Below are 18,800 nucleotides of genomic sequence, written 5' to 3'. Positions count from 1 at the left end.
TGGGGGGATTTGATGGCTGCCCTGCCGGGCGGCGGCCCTAGATCCTCCACGGCACGGCTGCCAAGCGGTCAGGCTACCTCGGCGGGGCATGCCTGGTCCCGCGACAGCGGGAATAGCCAGCAGCCCTACCCGATATTTCCTGGTGCGGATTTCGGCCAAAGATGTGATCGCCAAACACCCAGAACCAACAGCGTTGCGACGATACCGATGGTGCCGTAGATGGCCGTCGTCGCTGGAAAGCCCAGGTGATCGATGAGAGGCCCGGAACAGAGCAGCCCGACAGGCAGCCCATAGACCGCCAGCGTACGCATGCCCATGATCCGGCCGCGCAGCGCCGGAGGCGCACCACGCAGCAGCAGCACCGACATGGGGAGCAGGCACAGCATCTGCGTGATCCCGATCAACGGTAACAGCAGCAGGCCACCGGGCAGGCTGTTGATCTGCCCGAACAGAATGACCAGACCGTGCCAGGCAATGCTGAAGACCAGCATCATGCGCGCGGGCTGTGCTGCCCTCCCCATGCGGCTGACGATCAGCGAGGCCACGATGCCGCCCCCCGCGACGGCTGCGATCAGGTAGCCCAGCCCTGCCTGGGTGGTGCCGTACACGTCCTGCGCCACGTAAGGCAGCAAGCCCAGCGTGAAGGGATAGGCGGTGAGATTGATCAGAAAGGCCATCAGCATCGCCGCCAGCTGCGGCGGCGCCTGCCACACTGCCTGCGCCGCCTCCCACAAGCCACGCAGCGGTGATGGCGCCGCTCCCATGGTCTCCCGGTCCGCTGCCCGCGTTGCATCGACGCCCAGCGTCAGCAGCATGCCCAGGACGTAGAACACCACCACCATAAGGTAAGCCTGGCCCATGCCCAGGATGGCTACGATGCTCGCCCCCGCCAGGGCGCCGCAGACCCGCGCCGAATCTGAGGTGATGCGCGAAAGCCCGATGGCGCTGGTCAACCGGTCTTCCGGCATGGTCTCGCCGATCAGCACGTTGCGGATGCCCATGTCGGAAGGGCGGATCAACCCTGCTATCCCGGCCACGACCAGCGCCAGCACCGGGGTCAGCAGGTCTGTCAGTACCAATGCGGCCAGGAAGGCTGCCAGCAGTGCATAGGCCGCGCGCATGAGACACATCACGTTGCGATGCCCGAACGCATCACCTGCCAAGCCGAAGAAAGGCGCAATCAGCGTCCCCAGGAACTGCAGCGACCCGAACAGTGTCACCAGCAGCACGGAATTGGTTTGCACCACGATGTACCAGCCGAGGATCAGGGTCTCCATTTCGAAGGCCCAGGAGGTCATCAGATCGGCCGACCACTGGAAACGGTAGCTCCGGATCGCGAAAGGTGAACGCGCCGGTGCGCGACGCACGACGATCATCCAGCGGCACCTGCCCGAGCGCGGACGCCTGTGAGTCCTGTTATCCTGGCCATGACGGTCCCCCTTGCCCTTAACATCCCCCTGATGTCGTTCCGCGGCAATCCGGACTGGCAACAAGACGGCGGCGGAAGACGGGGTCCTAGCCAAGGCGGCACATCGTTGCCTTGCCGTAAAATAACCACTTGCCGCTCCAATTCACTCAACAGTAGGTGTTGGCCTGTCGCGCCACGGGTCGGATGGCCGATGGGAGAGAACGAACCATGTTGCATCGCCGCGCCCTCGGCGCCACCACGCTTGCCTTGCTGTCTGCTCCTCTCGCGCTGCGGGCGCAGGGCTCCGGCGGGTCTTACCCGGCAGGCAATGTCACGCTCGTCGTTCCCTGGGCGGCAGGCGGTTCCACGGACGCAGTTGCCCGCATCCTGGCGGACCGGTTGAGCCGGGACACGGGGCGCGGCTTCGTCGTCGATAACCGCGCCGGCGCCAATGGCGTCATCGGCTTCTCCTCGGTCGCCCGGGCACGGCCGGATGGCTACACCGCCCTGGTTGGCACCGTTTCAACCTACGCCATGGCACCACACCTGCTTCCCTTGCCCTACGACAACGACCGCGCCTTTGTCGGCGTCGGCCTGATCGCGTCACAGCCGATGATTCTCTGCGTACCGAAGAACTCACCGCACCAGACCCTTGGCGAATGGGTCGCGGCGGCGAAGCGGCCGGACAACCGGATGGTTTATGCCAATTCCGGCACCGGCTCCTCCACGCACCTGGCGACGGAACTCTTCCTCAGCGCTGCGGGGATCACGATGACGGATGTCGGCTACCGCGCCGGCGCGCCGGCCGTGCAAGGGACCATGGCGAACGAGGCCCAGATGATCATCCAGGCCGCCTCGGGCGTGCTGCCGCTGATTCAGTCGGGTGACCTCCGCGCCCTTGCGATCAGCAGCGCCGACCGCTCAGCCGTCGCGCCCAGCATCCCGACGTTCAAGGAGCAGGGCTTTGATGTGGTGGTGGCGGAGCATATCGCCGTGCTCGTCCCTGCCGGCACGCCGGAACCGATTGTCCGCCGCCTCAACGAGCTTTTCGTGGCTGCCGCGACGGCGCCAGAAACGCGCGAGCGCCTCGCCGCCCTTGCAACCGTGCCGGAGACAATGCGGCCCGAGGAGTGGAACGCCTATAACACAGCGGAGAACGCGAAGTGGCGGGACGTGATCCGCTCCCGCAATATCCGGGTCCAGTAGCGCGGAAGGGGAGCGGATCCCGATAAACCTGCTGCGGCTTTGGTCCGACCGCTCAAGTGCAGTCACACAGGATGGCCGCACCCTGTGCTCCAGGCTGGAGAACGGTTGATGGGTAGGCTTCGACGGGCAAGAACCCGGTCTCGCCTCCATCGGCGATGGCTATAAAGGAAGCAAAGCAACCAGTACCGCGAAAGCCGGCGTTATCGAGTTGGACCTGCTCCTGCGAGGGCGGGAACAGGTGTGATGCACGAGATTTGCGAGCTTTAAGGCCAGAACAGGTCAGGTCCCGGGCTTAGGTTGATGGCAGCCAGTCAATGACCGCCGCGGCCTGTGCTAGCTCGTTCCGCAGGATCGGCACGGCATGGTCCACGAAGCCGCGCACGGGCGACCATGGGCGTGGGTTGGGGCGAAAGATCATGTGCACCGGAATGGCTTCCGGTTCAAAAGGTATCAGCACACGACGCAAGCGGCCGACCGCCAGTTGCTCCGCCACCTGGTAAGACAGGACCCTTACCAGCCCCTGCCCGCGCAGCGCGACATCGAGCGCGGCAGCGACGCTGGTAGTGGACAGCCGGGTCTGCACCGCAGCCGACCGTGTCCGCGCGCTGCCGCTATTCTGCCGGAAGGTCCATAGTTCCCGGTTCCCGTCCGGATTCATCCCGATGCACAGGTGGTCAGATAGCTCTGCCGGCTCCTGGGGCTGGCCATGGCGGTCGAGGTAGGTGGGCGAGGCGCAGACGACCTGCCGCACCTCGCCCAGCTTCACCGCGACCAGGCTGCTGTCCTGGAGGTGCGCCAGACGGATCGCGACATCGACACCCTCACCCACCATATCCACCACGCGGTTCAGCAACAGCGCCCGCGCCTGGACCCCTGGATGCGCGGTGAGAAAGGATTCCAGCACCGGCATCACCTTCAGGCGCCCGAACAGTTCCGGAGCCGTCAGCACCAGCGTGCCGCCGATGGCGTTCGGTGCCTGGTCCATTCGGGCCTCGGCCAGCCTGTTCAACACCTCGCGCCAGATCGCGACATGGCGCTCCCCGGCCTCGGTCAGGCGCAGGCCGCGAGTAGAGCGCAACAGCAGCGTCTCCCCCGCACCCTCTTCCAGAAGGGCAATGGCACGGGTGGCCGCGGCCGCCGAACGGCCGAAGCGCCGGGCAGCGGCGGCCAGCGACCCTTCATCAATGGCGGCAACGGCCATCTCCATCGCATCCAGCCGGTCCATCGTTTCAGATCCTGAAATCAAGCCACTCATCCAATGCAGGTTCTATCGCGTACTGCAAGTCGATAGCTTCACCTGACTGCGACGGAGCGCGATCATGAACCAGACGACCACGACGCTTTCCCGGCGGGCCCTGGTGCTCTCCATGGCGGCCGCTCCGGCTGCGGCGCTGACCACACCGGCTGCCGCCCGCACGGCACCTTCAACGGAGACAACGATGCCTGATGTCCAGTACCGCACCCAGAAGGTCGGATCCGTGGACGTGTTCTATCGGGAGGCGGGGCCTGCCGACGCGCCGGCCCTGCTGCTGCTGCACGGCTTTCCCACCAGCAGCCACATGTTCCGCGACCTGATCCCGCTGCTGGCCGACCGCTACCGGGTGATCGCGCCGGACCTGCCCGGCTTCGGCCTGACCAGGGCGCCGGAGCGCGGCAGCTTCGAGTACAGCTTCGACAACCTGGCAAAGGTCATCGGCCAGTTTGTCGAAGCCATCGGCCTGACCCGCTACGGCCTCTACGTCTTCGACTACGGCGCGCCGACGGGGCTGCGGCTTGCCATGGCGCACCCCGAGCGGGTCACGGCGATCATCACGCAGAACGGAAACGCTTACCTGGAAGGGCTCAGCGCGGAGTGGGAGCCCTGGCAGGCTTATTGGCGCGACCCGACGGAGGCTAACCGCGCTGCCTGCCGGGCTTCGCTGACGGACGACTTCATCCGCGACCAATACGAGCATGGCGCGCCGGCAGGTCGTGTCGGCCCGGATGGCTATACGCTTGACCAGTTCTACATGCATCGGGCCGAGGCGGCGGAGATCCAGCTCGACCTCATCCTGAGCTACCGGACGAATGTGGCGCTGTACCCGGCTTTCCAGAGCTATTTCCGGCAACACCAGCCGCGGCTGCTGGCAGTCTGGGGCAGGAATGACGCCTTCTTCCTCCCCGCGGGCGCCGAAGCCTTCCGGCGGGACCTGCCCAAGGCGGAGGTGCACCTGCTCGACACCGGCCATTTCGCCTTGGAAACCCACCATCGAGAGATCGCGGATCGGATCCACCACTTCCTGCCGGCCTGACGAGCCCCCTCCTCGCCGTCATTAAGCACGGCAAGGAGGCCGCCTCTCGGCTCCGTGCACGGGACCGGGTCGAAGGGTCTTAGCTCCTCACCGGCGTGTTGTGCCCCCGGGCCTTGTCGATGGTGAAGAACGGCAGCGCATGGTGGACCACCCAGCCGATGCTCACCGCGTAGAGTACGGTGCCGAGGCCGACCGTGCCGCCCAGCACCCAGCCGACCGCGAGAACGGCCAGTTCGATCGCCGTGCGCACCAGCTTCACCGGCAGGCCGGTGCGCTGGCAAAGGCCGGTCATCAGCCCGTCCCGCGGGCCGGGGCCGAGCCCCGCGCCGATATACGCCCCACCCGCCAAGCCGTTCAGCAGAATGCCGAAGCCGAGGAGCGCGAAGCGTGTGGCATAGCTGTCCGGCGAAGGGATCAAAGCGAGCGCCACGTCGGTTACCGTGCCGATCACCAGGATGTTGAGCACGGTGCCCAGGCCCGGCCGCTGGCGCAATGGCCACCATAGCGCGAGGACGACAAGCCCGAGGAGGTTGACCGTCAGCCCAAAGCTGAGGCCGATCCGCGGCGCGAGGCCCTGGTGCAGGACATCCCAGGGATCGAGGCCCAGGTCCGCGCGAACCATCATGGCCATGGAGATGCCGTAGAGGCTCAGGCCCCAGAAAAGCTGGAACAGGCGAGTCCGGAGGCGGTCATGGGCGAACATGCCATCCATATGGAGCAAACCGGCCGTTCAGGACATGTCCACCCCGATAACACCGGCTTCGGAATCAACCTGCCCCTCTCAAGGCCCGTTCTTGGTTCCGTCTCTTGGGCGGGCAGCACAGCAGTCAAACAATCCAGAGAAACCTGCTATTGCGGCAAGAACGTAGGAATGGATCACGCCGTGCCGTCAGCCCAGTGTTTCGGGGACATCCCAGAGGAGAAGACGCCGAACCAAGCCTCCCTCCCGGATGCAACCTTCGCCGTGCCCTTACGCCGCCGTCATCTCCTGCCGCTTCTCGGGGCACTGGCCAGCCCTGCCCTGGCACAGGCGCAGGAGCCCATGCCCGCGCAAATACCACGGACGACGCAGCATGATCTCGCCTCACGGGGCGGCCAGCCTTTCCGGCTGTTCCTCCACGTCCCTCCAGGCGAGCCGCCACCGGGCGGCTGGCCGATGATCACGGTGCTCGACGCCAATGCCGTGATGGGCATGACGGTGGACGTGGTCCGCGTCCTCGCTTACCTGCCGCGCGAGGCCGGGGTCCGCTCGGCCGCCGTGGTGGCAGGCATCGGCTACCCCACGGACGGGCCCTATGACCTCGTCCGCCGTTCCTTCGACCTCACGCCGCCGCCCGGGCGCGAGGTCCCGGCGGCGGAAGGCCGGCAGGCCAGCCGGACGGGCGGGGCGGACGAGCTGCTGGATTTCATCGAGGAGGTGGTGAAACCGCTGGCTGCCAGGGCAGCGCCGATCGACCCCTCACGCCACGCGCTGCTGGGCCATTCCTTCGGCGGGCTCTGCGTGCTCCATGCCCTGTTCACGCGCGGCGGCGCCTTCCGGGACTATGTCGCGGGCAGTCCCGCCATCTGGTGGGAGGACAACGCCATCCTGGACGCGGCAAAGCGCTTCATCGCAGGGCCGGACCGGCCCTCGCCGCTCCGGCTGTTGATGACGGTGGGAGAGTACGAGCAGAACCTCGCACCCTGGCACGACCCCGCCTGGCGTCCGCGCATGGAGATGATGAAGATGGTGGACCAGGCGCGCAACCTGGCCGAGCGGCTGCGCCCCCTGCCGGGCCTGGAGCTGAAATTCGCGACCCTGCCGGGCGACGGCCACATGTCCGCCTTCCCTGCCGCCGTGCTGCACGGCGTTCGCTTCATCCTGGCAGGCTAGGACGCCGCGGCGAGGCCCCGTGCAAGGGCAGAAACCGGGGGCGCCCCACACAGGCGCCCCCGGCCATCGGGATGGCGAACCTAGAAGTCGAAAGAGGCGGAAACGAGGAGGGTGCGCGGCGACCCCACTGTGACGAAGTTACCGGTGGTCAGCCAGTAATCCGCCCCGAAAGCGTTCTCGAGGCTGGCGCGCAGCGTCACCGGCTTGTTGCCGATCTCCGTCCTGTACCGGGCACCGAAGTCCACCCGCGTCCAGCCGTCGAAGCGAAGCGTATTGGCGGTGTTCAGGTAGGCACCCGAGGTATAGATGACGCGGCCGTTCAGGGCGAGGCCGGGCACCCCCGGCACGTCCCAGTCCAGCGCGCCGGAGAAGGTTCTGTCCGGCACACCCTGGGCATCATTGCCGCGCTCGGCAGGGTCGCTGGGGTTGGTCAGCTCGGGCTTCAGGAAGGTCACGCTGGCCAGGGCGCGCAACCCGGGCAGAGGCTCGCCGAAGGCGGACAGCTCCAGCCCCCGGTTGCGCTGCTCACCGTCATAGGCGAGGTCGTTGTCCCCGGTGCGGATGGCATTCGGGCGGCTGATCTGGAACACCGAGGCAGAGGTGGTGATGCTGCCCCAGTCCACCCTCACCCCGGCCTCGTACTGCTCGGACTTGTAAGGGGCGAGGACCTCGCCGACGTTCCTGTATCCGGCGCCGACGATCTGACCGCGCGTCAGGCCCTGGGCATAGTTCGTGTAGAGGGAGACGTTCTGCCAGGGCTTCACCACCAGCCCGAAGACCGGCGTCGTCGCATCGGCGTCGTAGCGGCTCGTCCGTTCGCCGGTTGTCGTGCTGTAGCTGTTGACGACCACGTTCTGGAACCTCACGCCGCCCGTCAGCAGCACCCGGTCATTGAAGAAGGACAACGTGTCAGCCAGCGCCAGGCTGGAGAACTCTGTCACCGACGCCCGCCGCGGATCGGTGCGCGGGGCGGTGATGGGCGGAAGCGGCGACGGGTTGTAGATATTGGAGGGGTAGGTGATGGCCGAGGCGATATAGGCGTTGCCCGCCTCCTGCTGCAGGCCCGAATAGCCGATGTTGAGGGTGTGGCCGACCCCCAGCGTATCAAAGCGGAAATTCGCGCCGACGGTTCCGCTCACCGTCTTGCTGAAGGAATCGTAATAGGCATTGGTGACCCGGAAGTTGCCCAGGGCATCGGCGCCTCCCGGGCGAGAGTCGGGAAAGGTCTGGTCGTTCCAGCCATCGCGGTAGCCGACTGCGGCATAGGCGGTCATCCAGTCCGTCACGTCGTATTCGGCCCGGGTAGCGATGGTGCTGTCCTGCTGGCGCAGCTTGGTCCCGGGGAACCAATTGCCCCGCGAACTGGGCGGGGACGGGATGTAGGCAATGGTGGGCGAGAGGGTCAGCTGCGGGCGGAAGTTCTTGGTGTCGTCACGCTGGAAGATGGCGTCGGCCGACCAGCGCAGCCTTTCGCCACGATAGTCCAGCCCCAGCGCGGCGAGGCCGCTGCGCAGGTTGCCGTCCTTGATCGAGGCCTCGCCGTCGCGATACAGGCCATTGAAGCGCACGCCCCACTCGTTGTTCGCCCCGTAGCGGCGCGACACATCGGCCTGGATGCCGAAATTGCCGTCGCTCATGAAGGTCGGCGTCAGGCGGGTCAGCGGCAGGTCGCCGGCTCGCTTGGTGATGATGTTGATGCCACCGCCGATGCTGCCGCCGGGCGCGATGCCGTTGATTAGCGCGCCAGGACCCCGGAGCAGCTCGATCCGCTCGATATACTGCGCCTGCGCACGGTTGGAGGAGAGGAGCCCGTACAGCCCGTTCAGGCCGACATCGGTGGAGGAGACGCTGAAGCCGCGGATCTGGAACGAGTCGTCGAAGCCGTTGCTGCCGGTCGTGAGGCGCACCGAGGAATCATTGATCAGCGTGTCGGCGGCAGTGCGCCCCTGCTGGTCCTCGATCAGTTCGGAGGTGTAGCTGCTGGTGCTGAAGGGCGAGTCCATCACACTCTTGGTGCCGAGCAGACCCAGCGACCCACCTTTTGCCACCTGGCCGCCGGCATAGGGCGCCGGCAATCCCGCGGGTGCCGGGTTCGCGACGACATCCACGGTGGGCAATACGATCACGCCTGGCGTGGAACCGCTTCCCCCTGCCGCCGGCGCTGCATCGGGGACCACCGTCTGTTGCGCGTAAGCGGCCGGCGCGATGGAAAGGCCAAGGAACACCACGGCTCCAGCCGCATGGGTGAGCAGCGCCTTGGAATTTGGCTCATGCGGCATCGCGCTGGGACGACCGGTATGGCTGCCGTGATAGACAACCGGCGGTGCACTGATCCGGCGGTGAACTCGACTCATAAAAGCAGCCCCATTTGACGATTCTGGGAGCGGATAATATGAGAATGCATCGCATTAGCATAGACCGCGAGCGTAACGGTGTGCAGACATAAAAAGGTCCTTTATAAACAGAATCTTGAATTAGCCGATGCGCTCTCGCCTGGAACAGGCCGGTAGCTCAGCTCCAGTCGAGGCACCTCTCAGTCCGGGTCGATACCGACCGCATGCTGATCGATGATGGCGACATCATCACTGCGGGGTCATCCTGGCCTGGACGGACCTTGGCCTGACGCTGGTCGAACGCCTACTCGGGCCGAGCGTGATGCTGGATACGTCGTGCTTTCTGCTCATCGACCCGTCGGGCCGGGCGCAGCGGCCCTATGGGCGGTTCATCCCCAGGCTAGACCATGGCGACCGGGCGATCCTGGCGGTGCAGCACTGGCTGCAGGCAACCGACTGCCAGCCCGCGCGGAGTTGGAGGAAACCACCCTCCTGCGCCGCTTCAAGAAGGCCACCGGCCTCCGCCCGACAGAGTACGGGCAGCAGATCCGCATCGCCAAGGCACGGGAGGCGCTGGAACTGACGCGCCGGCCGGTGGAACAGATCGCTTGGCAGACCGGCTACGGCGACCCATTCGCCTTCCGCAAGCTGGACGGGTCTGGCACCGGTCGAATACCGGCGCCGCTTTGGCGTCGCCCTCCGGGCCCAGGCTGCAGCCGATGCCGAAGCTGAGGAGGGTATCGGCAGCAGGATGCCTTGAGGTATCGAACCGCAGCAGCACCTGCCGGACCAGGATCTCCTGTCCTGAACTGGCGCTTGCCCCGCAAGCATCGCGCTACTGGGCCGCCCGGAAATACCCGGTGGCCTTCTCCACTTCCTCCCGGCAGCCCATCACGACGGCGACGCGCTGATGTAGTCCGACCGGTTCGATGTCTAGAATGCGGACAGTGCCATCGGTGGCCGCGCCGCCTGCCTGCTCAATGATCATGCCAAGTGGATTGGCTTCATACATCAGCCGCAGCTTGCCTGCCCGGCCTGGCTCCCGCGCGTCCCAGGGATACAGGAAGATGCCGCCACGGGTCAGGATGCGCTGGATATCGGCCACCATGGAGCCGGTCCAACGCATGTTGAAGTCCTCACCACGCGGGCCATCCTTTCCGGCCATGCAATCCTGGATGTAGCGCTGAACCTCGGGTGCCCAGTGCCGGTGGTTGGACATGTTGACGGCGAACTCGCGATAGTCGGCGGGGATGGTGATGTTGGACTGGGTCAGCACCCAGGAGCCCACTTCGCGGTCCAGGGTGAAGCCGAACACGCCCTTGCCGAAGGTCAGCACCAGCGTCGTCTGCGGCCCGTAGATGGCGTAGCCCGCCGCCACCTGGTGCCGTCCGGCCTGCAGGAAGTCGGCTTCCGTGACCTCACGCCCCGATGCCTCCTCCGGCGCCTTCAGCACCGAGAATATGGTGCCCACGCTCAGGTTGACATCGATGTTGCTGGAGCCGTCGATCGGGTCATAGACCAGCAGGTACTCGCCCTTGGGATAACGGTTCGGGATCGGGTGGATCGCCTCCATCTCCTCCGAGGCGAGGGCCGCGAGGTTGCCGCCCCACTCGTTGGCTTCCAGCAAGAGGTCGTTGGCGATGACGTCCAGCTTCTTCTGCACCTCGCCCTGCACGTTCTCCTGGCCGAGGCTGCCGAGCACACCCCCCAGCTCGCCTTTATTGATGGTGTAGCTGATGGCCTTGCAGGCCCGCGCGACCACCTCGATCAGCAGCCGAAGCTGGGGCGGCAGGTGGCCGCCCTCGCGCTGCTGCTCGATGAGGAACCGGGACAAGGTGACACGTTGCATACGGCTGGGCTCCTTGAGATCAGGCTTTGGCTTGGAGAGGCCTCGCACCGCCAAGACGGGCACAACGCACCCAAAGCGCCAAGCAGGGTGGAGCAACGGTAACGCCGATCCATGCGCACCGGTGGCGAGCATAGCGCCACTCACCTACCGGCGCCCCCGTTCAGCGTTTCGGGCCAGCGCCGGAACATGGGCATCGCCACGGCCAAGCTGCCATAAGCGGTCACCGCCGCTGCCGACCGGGGGCGGCGAGACCGGCTGCCCAAACCAGAGCACAGCAATTTCGGAACACATTATGCCTGGGCATGCAGGTGGATGCCCCCATTAAGCCGGGCTGCCTGGAACAGAAGAAGGGGTCCTGCACCTGCTGGCGCCATGGAACTGGCCAGCGGCGAGTGCCACGGTCCGGAGGACGCGTGGTTATCGCCGGTGGCCGTTACGTGCGGCTATCTCGCGTCGGACGGCCTGGCGCGGGCGATGATCTCGCCGAAGCGCTGCCTGACCCGCGCAGGCAGGGTCTCCGGTATGGTGGCGGCGTCGGCGGGCTTGTCGCCTACCTGCACCAGCATCACCATGCCCATGGCATAATGCGGGATGCATTGGATGCCGTAGAAGCCCGGCGTGTCGAAGGTGACCTCGATCTCCTCGTTGATCCGGCCTTTGAAGGGCGCCGCGCCATCCGGCAGCATGGCCGGGATGGTGGCCGCGTTGTGGGTGACGTGGGTCGCGATGAACTTCACGCGGTCCCCTGGCCGGAGGCGCAGGTAGTCCGGCTCATAGACCATGCCGCCGGTCTCATTGCGGTTCAGCATCCTCACCTCATGGACCTCGGCATGGGCCGCGGTGGCAAGGAACAGCAGGGGCAAAAGCAGCAGTCGCATGGATTGTCTTTCACGAGACCGCGTGGAAGCGGATGATCCGCTCGCCATCGGCCGGATCGGTGAGGAAGGTGGCGCGGACGCCGAAGACGTCGCGCAGCAGGGCAGTCGTAAGCACTTGGTCGGGCCTCCCCAGCGCCACCAGGCGGCCGTGGTGCATCACGCCCAGGCGGTCGCAGCCCATGGCCTGGTTCAGGTCGTGCAGGGCGAGGACGGTGGTCACCGGCAGGTCCGCGACCAGCCGCAGGATCGAGAGCTGGTGGTGGATGTCGAGGTGGTTGGTCGGCTCGTCCAGCAGCAGGATGCGCGGGCGCTGCGCCAGGGCGCGGGCGATGTGCACCCGCTGGCGCTCCCCGCCAGAGAGCGTCGCCCAGTCGCGCCCGGCGAAGCCGGACATCTCCACCTCGGCCAGTGCCTCCGCCACGGCGGCATCATCCTCGGCCGACCAGGGACGGAGGGCGGAGAGCCAGGGCGTGCGCCCCAGTTCGACCGCATCCTGCACCGTGATGCGTTCGGCGGTCTCGGCCTGCTGCTCCACCACGGCCAGCAACTGCGCCACATGCCTGCGGCTCATTCGCGCCAGCGGGGTGTCGCCCAGCCAGACCTCTCCCGCCTCCGGCCGCAGCACGCCGGAAAGCAGGCGCAGCAGCGTGGACTTGCCGGAACCATTGGGGCCGATCAGCCCCAGCGTCTCGCCCGCCCCCACCTGCAGGCTGACCTCGCGCACGATGGGCACGCCCCGCGCCGACCAGGCGAGGTTCTCCGCGCTCAACCTCATCGGGCCGGCTTCCGGCGCACCAGGATCAGCGCGAAGACCGGCGCGCCCACCAGCGCGGTGACGACGCCGATCGGCAGCACCTGCCCCTTCACGGCGATGCGAGAAATGACATCCGCCGCGATCAGGAACATCGCGCCCATCAGCGCCGCCGCCGGCACCAGCCGCACATGCCGCACGCCGACGATGAAGCGCGCCGCATGCGGCACCACCAGCCCGACGAAGCCGATGGAGCCGACGATGCTGACCATCACCGCCGTGGCCAGCGAGGCGCAGCCGATCAGCAGCGTCTGCACCCGCCGCACCGGCACGCCCAGCGCCGTGGCGGAATCCGTGCCGAAGGTGAAGGCGTCCAGGGCGCGCGCATGCCAGAGGCAGAGCAGCGTGACGCCCAGCGCCACCGGCACCGCCAGGCCCACATTGTCCCAGCGCGCGCCACTGAGGTTGCCCAGCAGCCAGAACATGATGCCGCGCGCCTGCTCAGCGCTGGCGGAGCGGGTGATGATGAAGGCCGTCAAGGCATTGAACAGCTGCGATCCCGCGATGCCGGCCAGCACGATCTGTCCGGCCGCGCGCGGCCCGATGCCACCACCGGAGGCCCGCGCCAGCAGTGCCACCAGCAGGAAGGCCGCCAGCGCGCCGCCGAAGGCGCCGAGGGAGAGCGACACGGCCCCGGCGCCCAGGCCCGCCACCGTCACCAACACGGCGCCGGTGGAGGCGCCGGCCGAGATGCCGAGCAGGTAGGGATCGGCCAGCGCATTGCGCAGCAGCGACTGCAGGATGACGCCCGAGACCGCCAGCCCCGCGCCGCAGCAGGCCGCCACGATGGCGCGGGTCAGGCGGTAGTTCCAGACGATGCCCTGGTCGATGCGGTCCAGCGGATAGGCGGCGCCGAGCAGCTTATTGGCCAGGGTCTGCCAGACGGTGGAGAGCGGGATGGCCGTCTCCCCGATGCAGACGCCGGCCAGGACCGCGGCGGCCAGGGCCACCGAGATCCAGGCCCCGTGCAACGCCACGCGGCCGAGCAGGCGTGCCAGCGGGCGCACCGCCGGAATCTGCGGCATCACGGCCGCAGCTTGGCCATGGCGTCCGTCAGGGCCTCCAGGCCGCTCACCAGACGAATGGTGGCCTGCATGGCATGGGCATCGATGACAACGATGCGGTTCTGCTTCACCGCCTCCGTCTCCCGCGTCACCGGGTCGGACTTCAGGAAGGCCAGCTTCTTCTCGAAGTCATCGGCCGGGAAGCGGCGGCGGTCCATGCGGGCGATGACGATGACGGAAGGATTGGCCCGCGCGATGCTCTCCCAGCCCACGGTGGGCCATTCCTCATCCGACTGCACCACGTTCCGCAGGCCCAGCGCCCGCATCATGTAGCCCGGTATGCCCTTCTGTCCCGCCACATAGGGGTCGAGGTCGAGGTCGGCGGAGGAGAACCAGAAGACCGCCGAAGCATCCGGCAGGGCCAGAGCCTTGGCGCGCGCGACCGCCGCTTCCTCCCGCCGCCGAAGGTCCGCCGCCAGCGCGCTGCCCTGGTCCTGCCGGTCGAAGATCCGCGCCAGTTGCGCGATGCCCTTGTAGATCGATTCCGTGGTGAAGGGCGCGGTGCGGGTGCCATCGGCACCGACCAGGTTGTTCTTGCCGTCGCAGTCGGCGGGCATGACATAGGTTGGCGTGCCCAGCTCGTGGAACTGCTCGCGCGTGCCGACCACGCCCTGCGGGCCGATCATCCACTCGAACTGCGTGGCCACCAGACCCGGGCGCTTGTTGATGACGGATTCAAAGCTGGGCGCGTTGTTGTCCAGGCGCGGAACCTTGTCGTTCTGCGCCTTGAACTCCGGCAGCACATCGTTGAACCACAGCGCCGTGCCGGCCATACGGTCCCCAAGGCCAAGGGCATAAAGGACCTCCGTGGCCGACTGGCCGATGGTGACGGCGTTGCGCGGCGCGGCCTCGAAGCGCAGCGTGTGGCCGCAATTCTCCACCGTCAGCGGGTAGCGCGTGGGCTCGGCCCAGGCGCCGGACAGCGGCAGGCCAAGGCCAGCCGCAACGATGCTGGCACGCAGCACCACGGATCGCCCCAACGGGCGAGACAAACAGAACATCGACATCCTCCCCGGACACCCCGCCGGTCAGTCAGTTGCACAAGCCGGCAGGTCTCCTGACTGGCGGGTCATCGCCCCATCCGGCCTTCCCGGGATTGCTCCCAGTGGCGTGTTCGGATCGGGCTCGCCGCCTACAGTTGCGGGGGCAGTTCCGTTTCCTCGACCCTTGCGGGCCTCAGGCGGATTCCCTGTTAGTTCCTCTCGGAAACCGGCGTGCCCTGCGTAGAGGACGCCTGTGCAGGAGGCAAGCACCCATCCGGCATGACATGCCTGGCTTGCCGTCGGCCTGTGAACAGCAGGTTCACCACAGTGGCGCCTGCGATGAGGTATCGCGCCAGCGCCTCCGACATGGCCGAGACCTCGGCGGGTGGCGCCGAAGCGTCCCAGAAGGCGGCATTGCGATGGCGGCGGCGGTCGGCGGGTGAAGGCGATCAGAGCCAACCTGCCATGAGTAGCGCGGCCGCGACCCGCTAGGCCTCGCGCGCCAAGAGAGCCGCCGATGCGGAGCCGCTAGCCCGAGGCTGAACTGGCGCGGCGACGGGAGGTTCTCCTCGGCACCGCGCCTTGCGGAGGGCTGGCCCCTGCCCTGGCAGGAGAACATCCCGGGGCAAAGGCATCCAGCCCGCCCGTGTCCAGCACCTGCGCGACACAGCCGTCGATATGGCCGCGCAACACTTCCCGCGCCGTGGCGGCGTCCCGGGCCAGAGCAGCGTCGAGTAGCTTGCGGTGCTCGTCGGCCGCCACTTCTCCACGGAACACCACCGCGACCATCTGGTAGCGCAGGTAGCGGTCGTAGGCCGCGGCATGCGCCTTCAGGAGGGTCCGGGAGCCGCAGGCGGCGATCAGGGCGTGGTGGAATTCCCAGTCATAACGCTTCCAGAGGGCCGCATCGGCTGGCTCACCCGCCAGGAGGCTGCGCTCCAGCGCCGCGAGCTTGTGGTGCGCGGACACCACGCCGCCTTCCCAGTCCAGCTCCCCCGCCGCGAAGGACTGCTCCAGCGCGTGGGTTTCGAGCAACAAGCGAAGTGCCGCGACCTCCCTCAGGTCCGCGGCCGAGACAGGCGCCACCTCAAAGCCGCGCTGACCTTCCGCCACCACCAGGTCTTCCGAGGCCAGGCGGCTCAGGAGCTCCCGCAGAGTGCTGATACTGGCACCATAGGCCTCGCGCATCCTGTCCAGGCCCAGCCGCTGGCCCGGTGCCAGTCGGCCGAAGACGATGTCCGAGCGAATGCGGCGGTAGGCGGCCTCGCCAATCGAACTGTCTTCCATGTCGCCTCCAGCTCCGGTCGCCTGTCGGTCATCCCACGGGGCCGCATTCGGGTCAAATAGCTGCTTTTACCTGCATCATCATATGATTCTATCAATATCGGTTGACTCTGACTTGTTTCTGCGCCGAGATGAGGCCGAACGAGGAGGAAACGCCGTGCACTGTTTCAATCCAGCCGGGAAGCACCCACGGTGAACCGCATCATCCATGTGTTGAACGGCCCGAACCTGAACCGGCTCGGCAAACGCGAGCCCGAGATCTACGGCCACACCACGCTTGCCGAAGTGGAGGCCATGTGCCGCGAGGCCGCAGGGGCTGACACGGTGGTCTTCCGGCAGACAAACTGGGAAGGGCAGCTCGTGGAGTGGATCCATGAGGCGACGGACGGCGACGCCGCCGGCATCGTCATCAACCCGGCCGGGCTGACCTTCACCTCCATTCCGGTGCTCGATGCGCTGAAGATGTTCGGCCGGCCGATCATCGAGCTGCACATCTCGAACATCCACCGGCGGGAGGCGATCTACCACCGCTCGCTTGTCTCCAGCGTGGCGACGGCTGTCATCGCCGGGCTTGGTGCCCGCGGCTACGCGACGGCCGTCCGCTCCATGCAAGACCTCCTCGGCTGAGGGCATCGCCCGGCGCCAAACAAGAAACAACAAGCAAAGACAGGGAGACTACGATGCACGAGGATGCAAACGGCCAGCTGGTGCGCCGGCGCGGGCTGCTGATGGGCCTGTGCGGCATCGGCGCGCTGCCGTTCGTCGGAGGAGGCGCAGCCCGGGCCCAGACCCAGGGATACCCGAACCGGGCCGTCACGATCATCGTGCCCTTCGCGCCGGGCGGCTCCACCGATTTCGTGGCCCGCCTGCTGGCGCAGCACCTCTCGGCCAAGCTGAACGGCAACTTCGTGGTGGAGAATCGTGCCGGGGGCAGCGGCACGCTCGGCCATGGCGCCGTGGCCCGCGCGCGGCCCGACGGCTATACCCTCGGCGTCTCCCCCACCGGCACCTTCGCCCTCGCGCCGTTCCTGTTCGAGAAGCTGCCCTACGACAGCGACAAGGGTTTCGCGCCGATCAGCCTGCTGGCGGGCAACGCCATGTTCGTCTGCGTGCATTCCTCCAGCGACATCAAGACCTATGCCGACCTGATCGCCGCGGCGAAGGCGCAGCCGGGAAAGCTCACCTACGCCTCGGCTGGTGCGGGCACCATCGCCCATCTCGCGCCCGAACTGATGCTCGACATGTCGGGGACGGAGATGCTGCACGTTGCCTATCGCTCCGGCGGGCTGCAGGTGCAGGCGGTCATCGCGCGTGAGGCGAATCTCGGCTTCATCGACACCGTGACAGCCATTCCCTATATCCAATCGGGCGAGTTGCGCGCGCTGGCAGTCACCAGTGTCGGGCGCAGCCCTCAGGTCCCCCAGGTGCCGACCCTCGCCGAGTGCGGGCTGACCGGCTACCGCGCCACCAACGATTTCGGCTTCTTTGCGCCGGCCGGCACGCCATCCGAGATCGTGCGGCAGCTCTCTGCATCCGCCCGCGAGATCCTTGCCATGCCAGAAGTCAAGGCGCGGCTCGATGCGGCCTCGATCGACATCTACGCAGGCACGTCCGAGGCCTTCCCACCCTACCAGGCCGAGGAGGCCCGGCGCTGGGGCGACCTGATCCGCCGCCGCAACATCAAGATGGAATAGGCGGCGCAAAGGACAGGAATAGCGCCATGGCCAATGCGATGCTTGCCATCTGGAGCGATGTCACGCCGGAGCAGGAGACGGACTACCTGCACTGGCTGACACGCGAACATACGACCGAGCGGGTCAGCATTCCCGGCTTCGAGGCGGCGCGGGTGTTCCGCGCCGCCCTGCCGGAGGTCTGCCGCTACCTGATCCTCTACGATCTCGCGCAGCCCCAGGTGCTGACCAGCCCTGCCTACCTGGCTAGGCTGAACGCGCCGACGCCGTGGTCGCAACGCATCATGCCAAGGCTGCGGAACTTTGCCCGCGGCGGTGGACCCGTGAGGGCCATACGCGGAATCGGGAGCGGCGCGCATCTCCTGCCGCTCCGCCTTGGTCAGGTGCCTGGCGGAGCGGAATCCCTGCTGGAAGCCCTGGTGGCTGAAGACCGGGTCTGCGCCGCCCGGCTGCTCGAAGTGGACCAGAAAGGTTCCGGCACACCGACGAACGAGAAAGCGCTGCGGGGTGGGGATGGGAGCTTTCCCGGACTTCTCCTGATTGAGGCGACAGACCCTGGGGCACTCCGCCAAACGCTGTCACGGCATGGGCAGGCTATTACCGCGCTCGGGGTCGAGGTCAAAGACCCGGCGCTCTACACGGCGGTGTTCGCGCTTCAGAAGTCGGAGTTGAGGGATGGAGCAGCAGACGGGATGAATGAAGCATCACCAGGACCAGCCTGAGCTTGCCAAGCGCGTGCCTCGTTCAAAGCCAAGTTCCGCGTTCCGTTGGCCTCCAGAGCCTGCTCCTCTCGCCAGCCTCATGCGCGGAAGGTAGCTCCGGCCAGACGAGATCGTGTTGGCTATGCACCAAGATCTCGATCGTTCTACAAAGAGGTTGCTCGTCTCCTGGGTATCAGTAGGGCTATGGCGAGGATGGCGGTGGTCCAGAAGATCTCTCTACGCCGCACGTAAGGCAGGACAGTTCAAGCAGGCACGGAAGATTACGATTTTAAGCCACGGTTGGTTCCCGGTGAATAAACTGCCTGCCCAAGCAGTCTGTGATCCAGGCTCAGGACCTATTAATGAGCCTCTTGAGCTTTGATCTTGCTGTGATTCCATGGCGTCGGAGGTGCTGCCATGGCTGACCT

The 18,800-nt window shown here is 66.8% G+C and carries 17 protein-coding genes and 1 riboswitch; of the genes, 7 read left to right on the top strand and 10 right to left on the bottom strand.

Annotation, left to right across the window (positions count from 1 at the left end):
• Nucleotides 1-125 precede the first annotated feature (125 nt).
• Entirely contained in the window at nt 126-1,376 is a 1,251-nt protein-coding gene (locus EBE87_RS20780; protein WP_120637866.1) for an MFS transporter, read from the bottom strand.
• A gap of 260 nt (nt 1,377-1,636) precedes the next feature.
• On the opposite strand from EBE87_RS20780, the gene EBE87_RS20775 reads away from it, so the two are divergent.
• Nucleotides 1,637-2,614: a Bug family tripartite tricarboxylate transporter substrate binding protein gene (locus EBE87_RS20775; RefSeq protein ID WP_158600858.1), complete on the top strand. Its 978-nt coding sequence runs from the start codon at nt 1,637-1,639 to the stop codon at nt 2,612-2,614.
• A gap of 292 nt (nt 2,615-2,906) precedes the next feature.
• On the opposite strand, the gene EBE87_RS20770 is transcribed toward EBE87_RS20775, so the two are convergent.
• Complete coding sequence (locus tag EBE87_RS20770; RefSeq protein ID WP_120637864.1) at nt 2,907-3,839, bottom strand: LysR family transcriptional regulator; 933 nt, start codon at nt 3,837-3,839, stop codon at nt 2,907-2,909.
• Between the two features lie 94 nt (nt 3,840-3,933).
• Between EBE87_RS20770 and EBE87_RS20765 the strand changes: the two genes are divergently transcribed.
• Nucleotides 3,934-4,905 carry an alpha/beta fold hydrolase gene (locus EBE87_RS20765; protein ID WP_233553157.1) on the top strand — a complete coding sequence of 324 codons (972 nt, stop codon included), beginning with the start codon at nt 3,934-3,936 and terminating at the stop codon, nt 4,903-4,905.
• 79 nt (nt 4,906-4,984) lie between these two features.
• Here EBE87_RS20765 and yczE read toward each other — a convergent pair whose 3' ends face one another.
• Entirely contained in the window at nt 4,985-5,608 is a 624-nt protein-coding gene (yczE, locus tag EBE87_RS20760; protein WP_120637884.1) for a membrane protein YczE, read from the bottom strand.
• On the opposite strand from yczE, the gene EBE87_RS20755 reads away from it, so the two are divergent.
• Nucleotides 5,597-6,778 carry an alpha/beta hydrolase gene (locus EBE87_RS20755; RefSeq protein ID WP_367605146.1) on the top strand — a complete coding sequence of 394 codons (1,182 nt, stop codon included), beginning with the start codon at nt 5,597-5,599 and terminating at the stop codon, nt 6,776-6,778. The two genes, yczE and EBE87_RS20755, sit on opposite strands and share 12 nt — an antisense overlap.
• A gap of 80 nt (nt 6,779-6,858) precedes the next feature.
• Here EBE87_RS20755 and EBE87_RS20750 read toward each other — a convergent pair whose 3' ends face one another.
• On the bottom strand, nt 6,859-9,057 hold the full coding sequence (locus EBE87_RS20750) for a TonB-dependent receptor (protein WP_120637862.1): 2,199 nt from the start codon (nt 9,055-9,057) through the stop codon (nt 6,859-6,861).
• Between the two features lie 288 nt (nt 9,058-9,345).
• Here EBE87_RS20750 and EBE87_RS30485 point away from each other — a divergent pair, with 288 nt between their 5' ends.
• The gene (locus EBE87_RS30485; RefSeq protein ID WP_367605144.1) at nt 9,346-9,843 is read left to right on the top strand and encodes a helix-turn-helix domain-containing protein; all 498 of its coding nucleotides are present in this window, start codon (nt 9,346-9,348) and stop codon (nt 9,841-9,843) included.
• Between the two features lie 103 nt (nt 9,844-9,946).
• On the opposite strand, the gene EBE87_RS20740 is transcribed toward EBE87_RS30485, so the two are convergent.
• The 6 genes from EBE87_RS20740 to EBE87_RS20715 all read right to left on the bottom strand — a co-directional run bounded on the left by EBE87_RS20740 (nt 9,947) and on the right by EBE87_RS20715 (nt 15,983).
• On the bottom strand, nt 9,947-10,960 hold the full coding sequence (locus EBE87_RS20740; RefSeq protein WP_120637861.1) for a class 1 fructose-bisphosphatase: 1,014 nt from the start codon (nt 10,958-10,960) through the stop codon (nt 9,947-9,949).
• 443 nt (nt 10,961-11,403) lie between these two features.
• Nucleotides 11,404-11,838 carry a pseudoazurin gene (locus EBE87_RS20735; protein WP_120637860.1) on the bottom strand — a complete coding sequence of 145 codons (435 nt, stop codon included), beginning with the start codon at nt 11,836-11,838 and terminating at the stop codon, nt 11,404-11,406.
• Between the two features lie 10 nt (nt 11,839-11,848).
• Nucleotides 11,849-12,613, bottom strand: a complete 765-nt coding sequence (locus EBE87_RS20730) for an ABC transporter ATP-binding protein (RefSeq protein WP_120637859.1) — start codon at nt 12,611-12,613, stop codon at nt 11,849-11,851.
• Nucleotides 12,610-13,674 carry a FecCD family ABC transporter permease gene (locus EBE87_RS20725; RefSeq protein WP_199707288.1) on the bottom strand — a complete coding sequence of 355 codons (1,065 nt, stop codon included), beginning with the start codon at nt 13,672-13,674 and terminating at the stop codon, nt 12,610-12,612. Before EBE87_RS20725 ends, EBE87_RS20730 begins: the two co-directional genes overlap by 4 nt.
• The gene (locus tag EBE87_RS20720) at nt 13,674-14,714 is read right to left on the bottom strand and encodes an ABC transporter substrate-binding protein (RefSeq protein WP_233553155.1); all 1,041 of its coding nucleotides are present in this window, start codon (nt 14,712-14,714) and stop codon (nt 13,674-13,676) included. The genes EBE87_RS20725 and EBE87_RS20720 overlap by 1 nt, the downstream gene beginning before the upstream one ends.
• A gap of 29 nt (nt 14,715-14,743) precedes the next feature.
• Nucleotides 14,744-14,942, bottom strand: a riboswitch (cobalamin riboswitch).
• Between the two features lie 282 nt (nt 14,943-15,224).
• A complete protein-coding gene (locus EBE87_RS20715) occupies nt 15,225-15,983 on the bottom strand; it encodes a GntR family transcriptional regulator (RefSeq protein ID WP_120637857.1) in 759 nt (252 codons plus the stop codon).
• 189 nt (nt 15,984-16,172) lie between these two features.
• Between EBE87_RS20715 and EBE87_RS20710 the strand changes: the two genes are divergently transcribed.
• The 3 genes from EBE87_RS20710 to EBE87_RS20700 are packed head-to-tail and all read left to right on the top strand — an operon-like array spanning nt 16,173 to nt 18,393.
• Complete coding sequence (locus EBE87_RS20710) at nt 16,173-16,607, top strand: type II 3-dehydroquinate dehydratase (RefSeq protein WP_120637856.1); 435 nt, start codon at nt 16,173-16,175, stop codon at nt 16,605-16,607.
• 53 nt (nt 16,608-16,660) lie between these two features.
• On the top strand, nt 16,661-17,674 hold the full coding sequence (locus tag EBE87_RS20705) for a Bug family tripartite tricarboxylate transporter substrate binding protein (protein WP_233553154.1): 1,014 nt from the start codon (nt 16,661-16,663) through the stop codon (nt 17,672-17,674).
• Between the two features lie 26 nt (nt 17,675-17,700).
• On the top strand, nt 17,701-18,393 hold the full coding sequence (locus EBE87_RS20700; RefSeq protein WP_120637855.1) for a DUF4286 family protein: 693 nt from the start codon (nt 17,701-17,703) through the stop codon (nt 18,391-18,393).
• Nucleotides 18,394-18,800: the final 407 nt, after the last annotated feature.

The sequence above is a fragment of the Teichococcus wenyumeiae genome (genome assembly GCF_003696345.1).
Classification (GTDB): Bacteria; Pseudomonadota; Alphaproteobacteria; order Acetobacterales; family Acetobacteraceae; genus Pseudoroseomonas; species Pseudoroseomonas wenyumeiae.
Note: the sequence above shows the minus strand (reverse complement) of the source record. Positions and strands in the feature narration are given on the sequence as shown.

Excerpts from the sequence above, each read along its gene's own strand:
- EBE87_RS20780 (WP_120637866.1), bottom strand. The coding sequence starts at position 1,376 with ATGATCGTCGTGCGTCGCGCACCGGCGCGTTCACCTTTCGCGATCCGG.
- EBE87_RS20775 (WP_158600858.1), top strand. The coding sequence starts at position 1,637 with ATGTTGCATCGCCGCGCCCTCGGCGCCACCACGCTTGCCTTGCTGTCT.
- EBE87_RS20770 (WP_120637864.1), bottom strand. The coding sequence starts at position 3,839 with ATGGACCGGCTGGATGCGATGGAGATGGCCGTTGCCGCCATTGATGAA.
- EBE87_RS20765 (WP_233553157.1), top strand. The coding sequence starts at position 3,934 with ATGAACCAGACGACCACGACGCTTTCCCGGCGGGCCCTGGTGCTCTCC.
- EBE87_RS20755 (WP_367605146.1), top strand. The coding sequence starts at position 5,597 with ATGGGCGAACATGCCATCCATATGGAGCAAACCGGCCGTTCAGGACAT.
- yczE (WP_120637884.1), bottom strand. The coding sequence starts at position 5,608 with ATGTTCGCCCATGACCGCCTCCGGACTCGCCTGTTCCAGCTTTTCTGG.
- EBE87_RS20750 (WP_120637862.1), bottom strand. The coding sequence starts at position 9,057 with ATGCCGCATGAGCCAAATTCCAAGGCGCTGCTCACCCATGCGGCTGGA.
- EBE87_RS30485 (WP_367605144.1), top strand. The coding sequence starts at position 9,346 with ATGATGGCGACATCATCACTGCGGGGTCATCCTGGCCTGGACGGACCT.
- EBE87_RS20740 (WP_120637861.1), bottom strand. The coding sequence starts at position 10,960 with ATGCAACGTGTCACCTTGTCCCGGTTCCTCATCGAGCAGCAGCGCGAG.
- EBE87_RS20735 (WP_120637860.1), bottom strand. The coding sequence starts at position 11,838 with ATGCGACTGCTGCTTTTGCCCCTGCTGTTCCTTGCCACCGCGGCCCAT.
- EBE87_RS20730 (WP_120637859.1), bottom strand. The coding sequence starts at position 12,613 with ATGAGGTTGAGCGCGGAGAACCTCGCCTGGTCGGCGCGGGGCGTGCCC.
- EBE87_RS20725 (WP_199707288.1), bottom strand. The coding sequence starts at position 13,674 with ATGCCGCAGATTCCGGCGGTGCGCCCGCTGGCACGCCTGCTCGGCCGC.
- EBE87_RS20720 (WP_233553155.1), bottom strand. The coding sequence starts at position 14,714 with ATGTTCTGTTTGTCTCGCCCGTTGGGGCGATCCGTGGTGCTGCGTGCC.
- EBE87_RS20715 (WP_120637857.1), bottom strand. The coding sequence starts at position 15,983 with ATGGAAGACAGTTCGATTGGCGAGGCCGCCTACCGCCGCATTCGCTCG.
- EBE87_RS20705 (WP_233553154.1), top strand. The coding sequence starts at position 16,661 with ATGCACGAGGATGCAAACGGCCAGCTGGTGCGCCGGCGCGGGCTGCTG.
- EBE87_RS20700 (WP_120637855.1), top strand. The coding sequence starts at position 17,701 with ATGGCCAATGCGATGCTTGCCATCTGGAGCGATGTCACGCCGGAGCAG.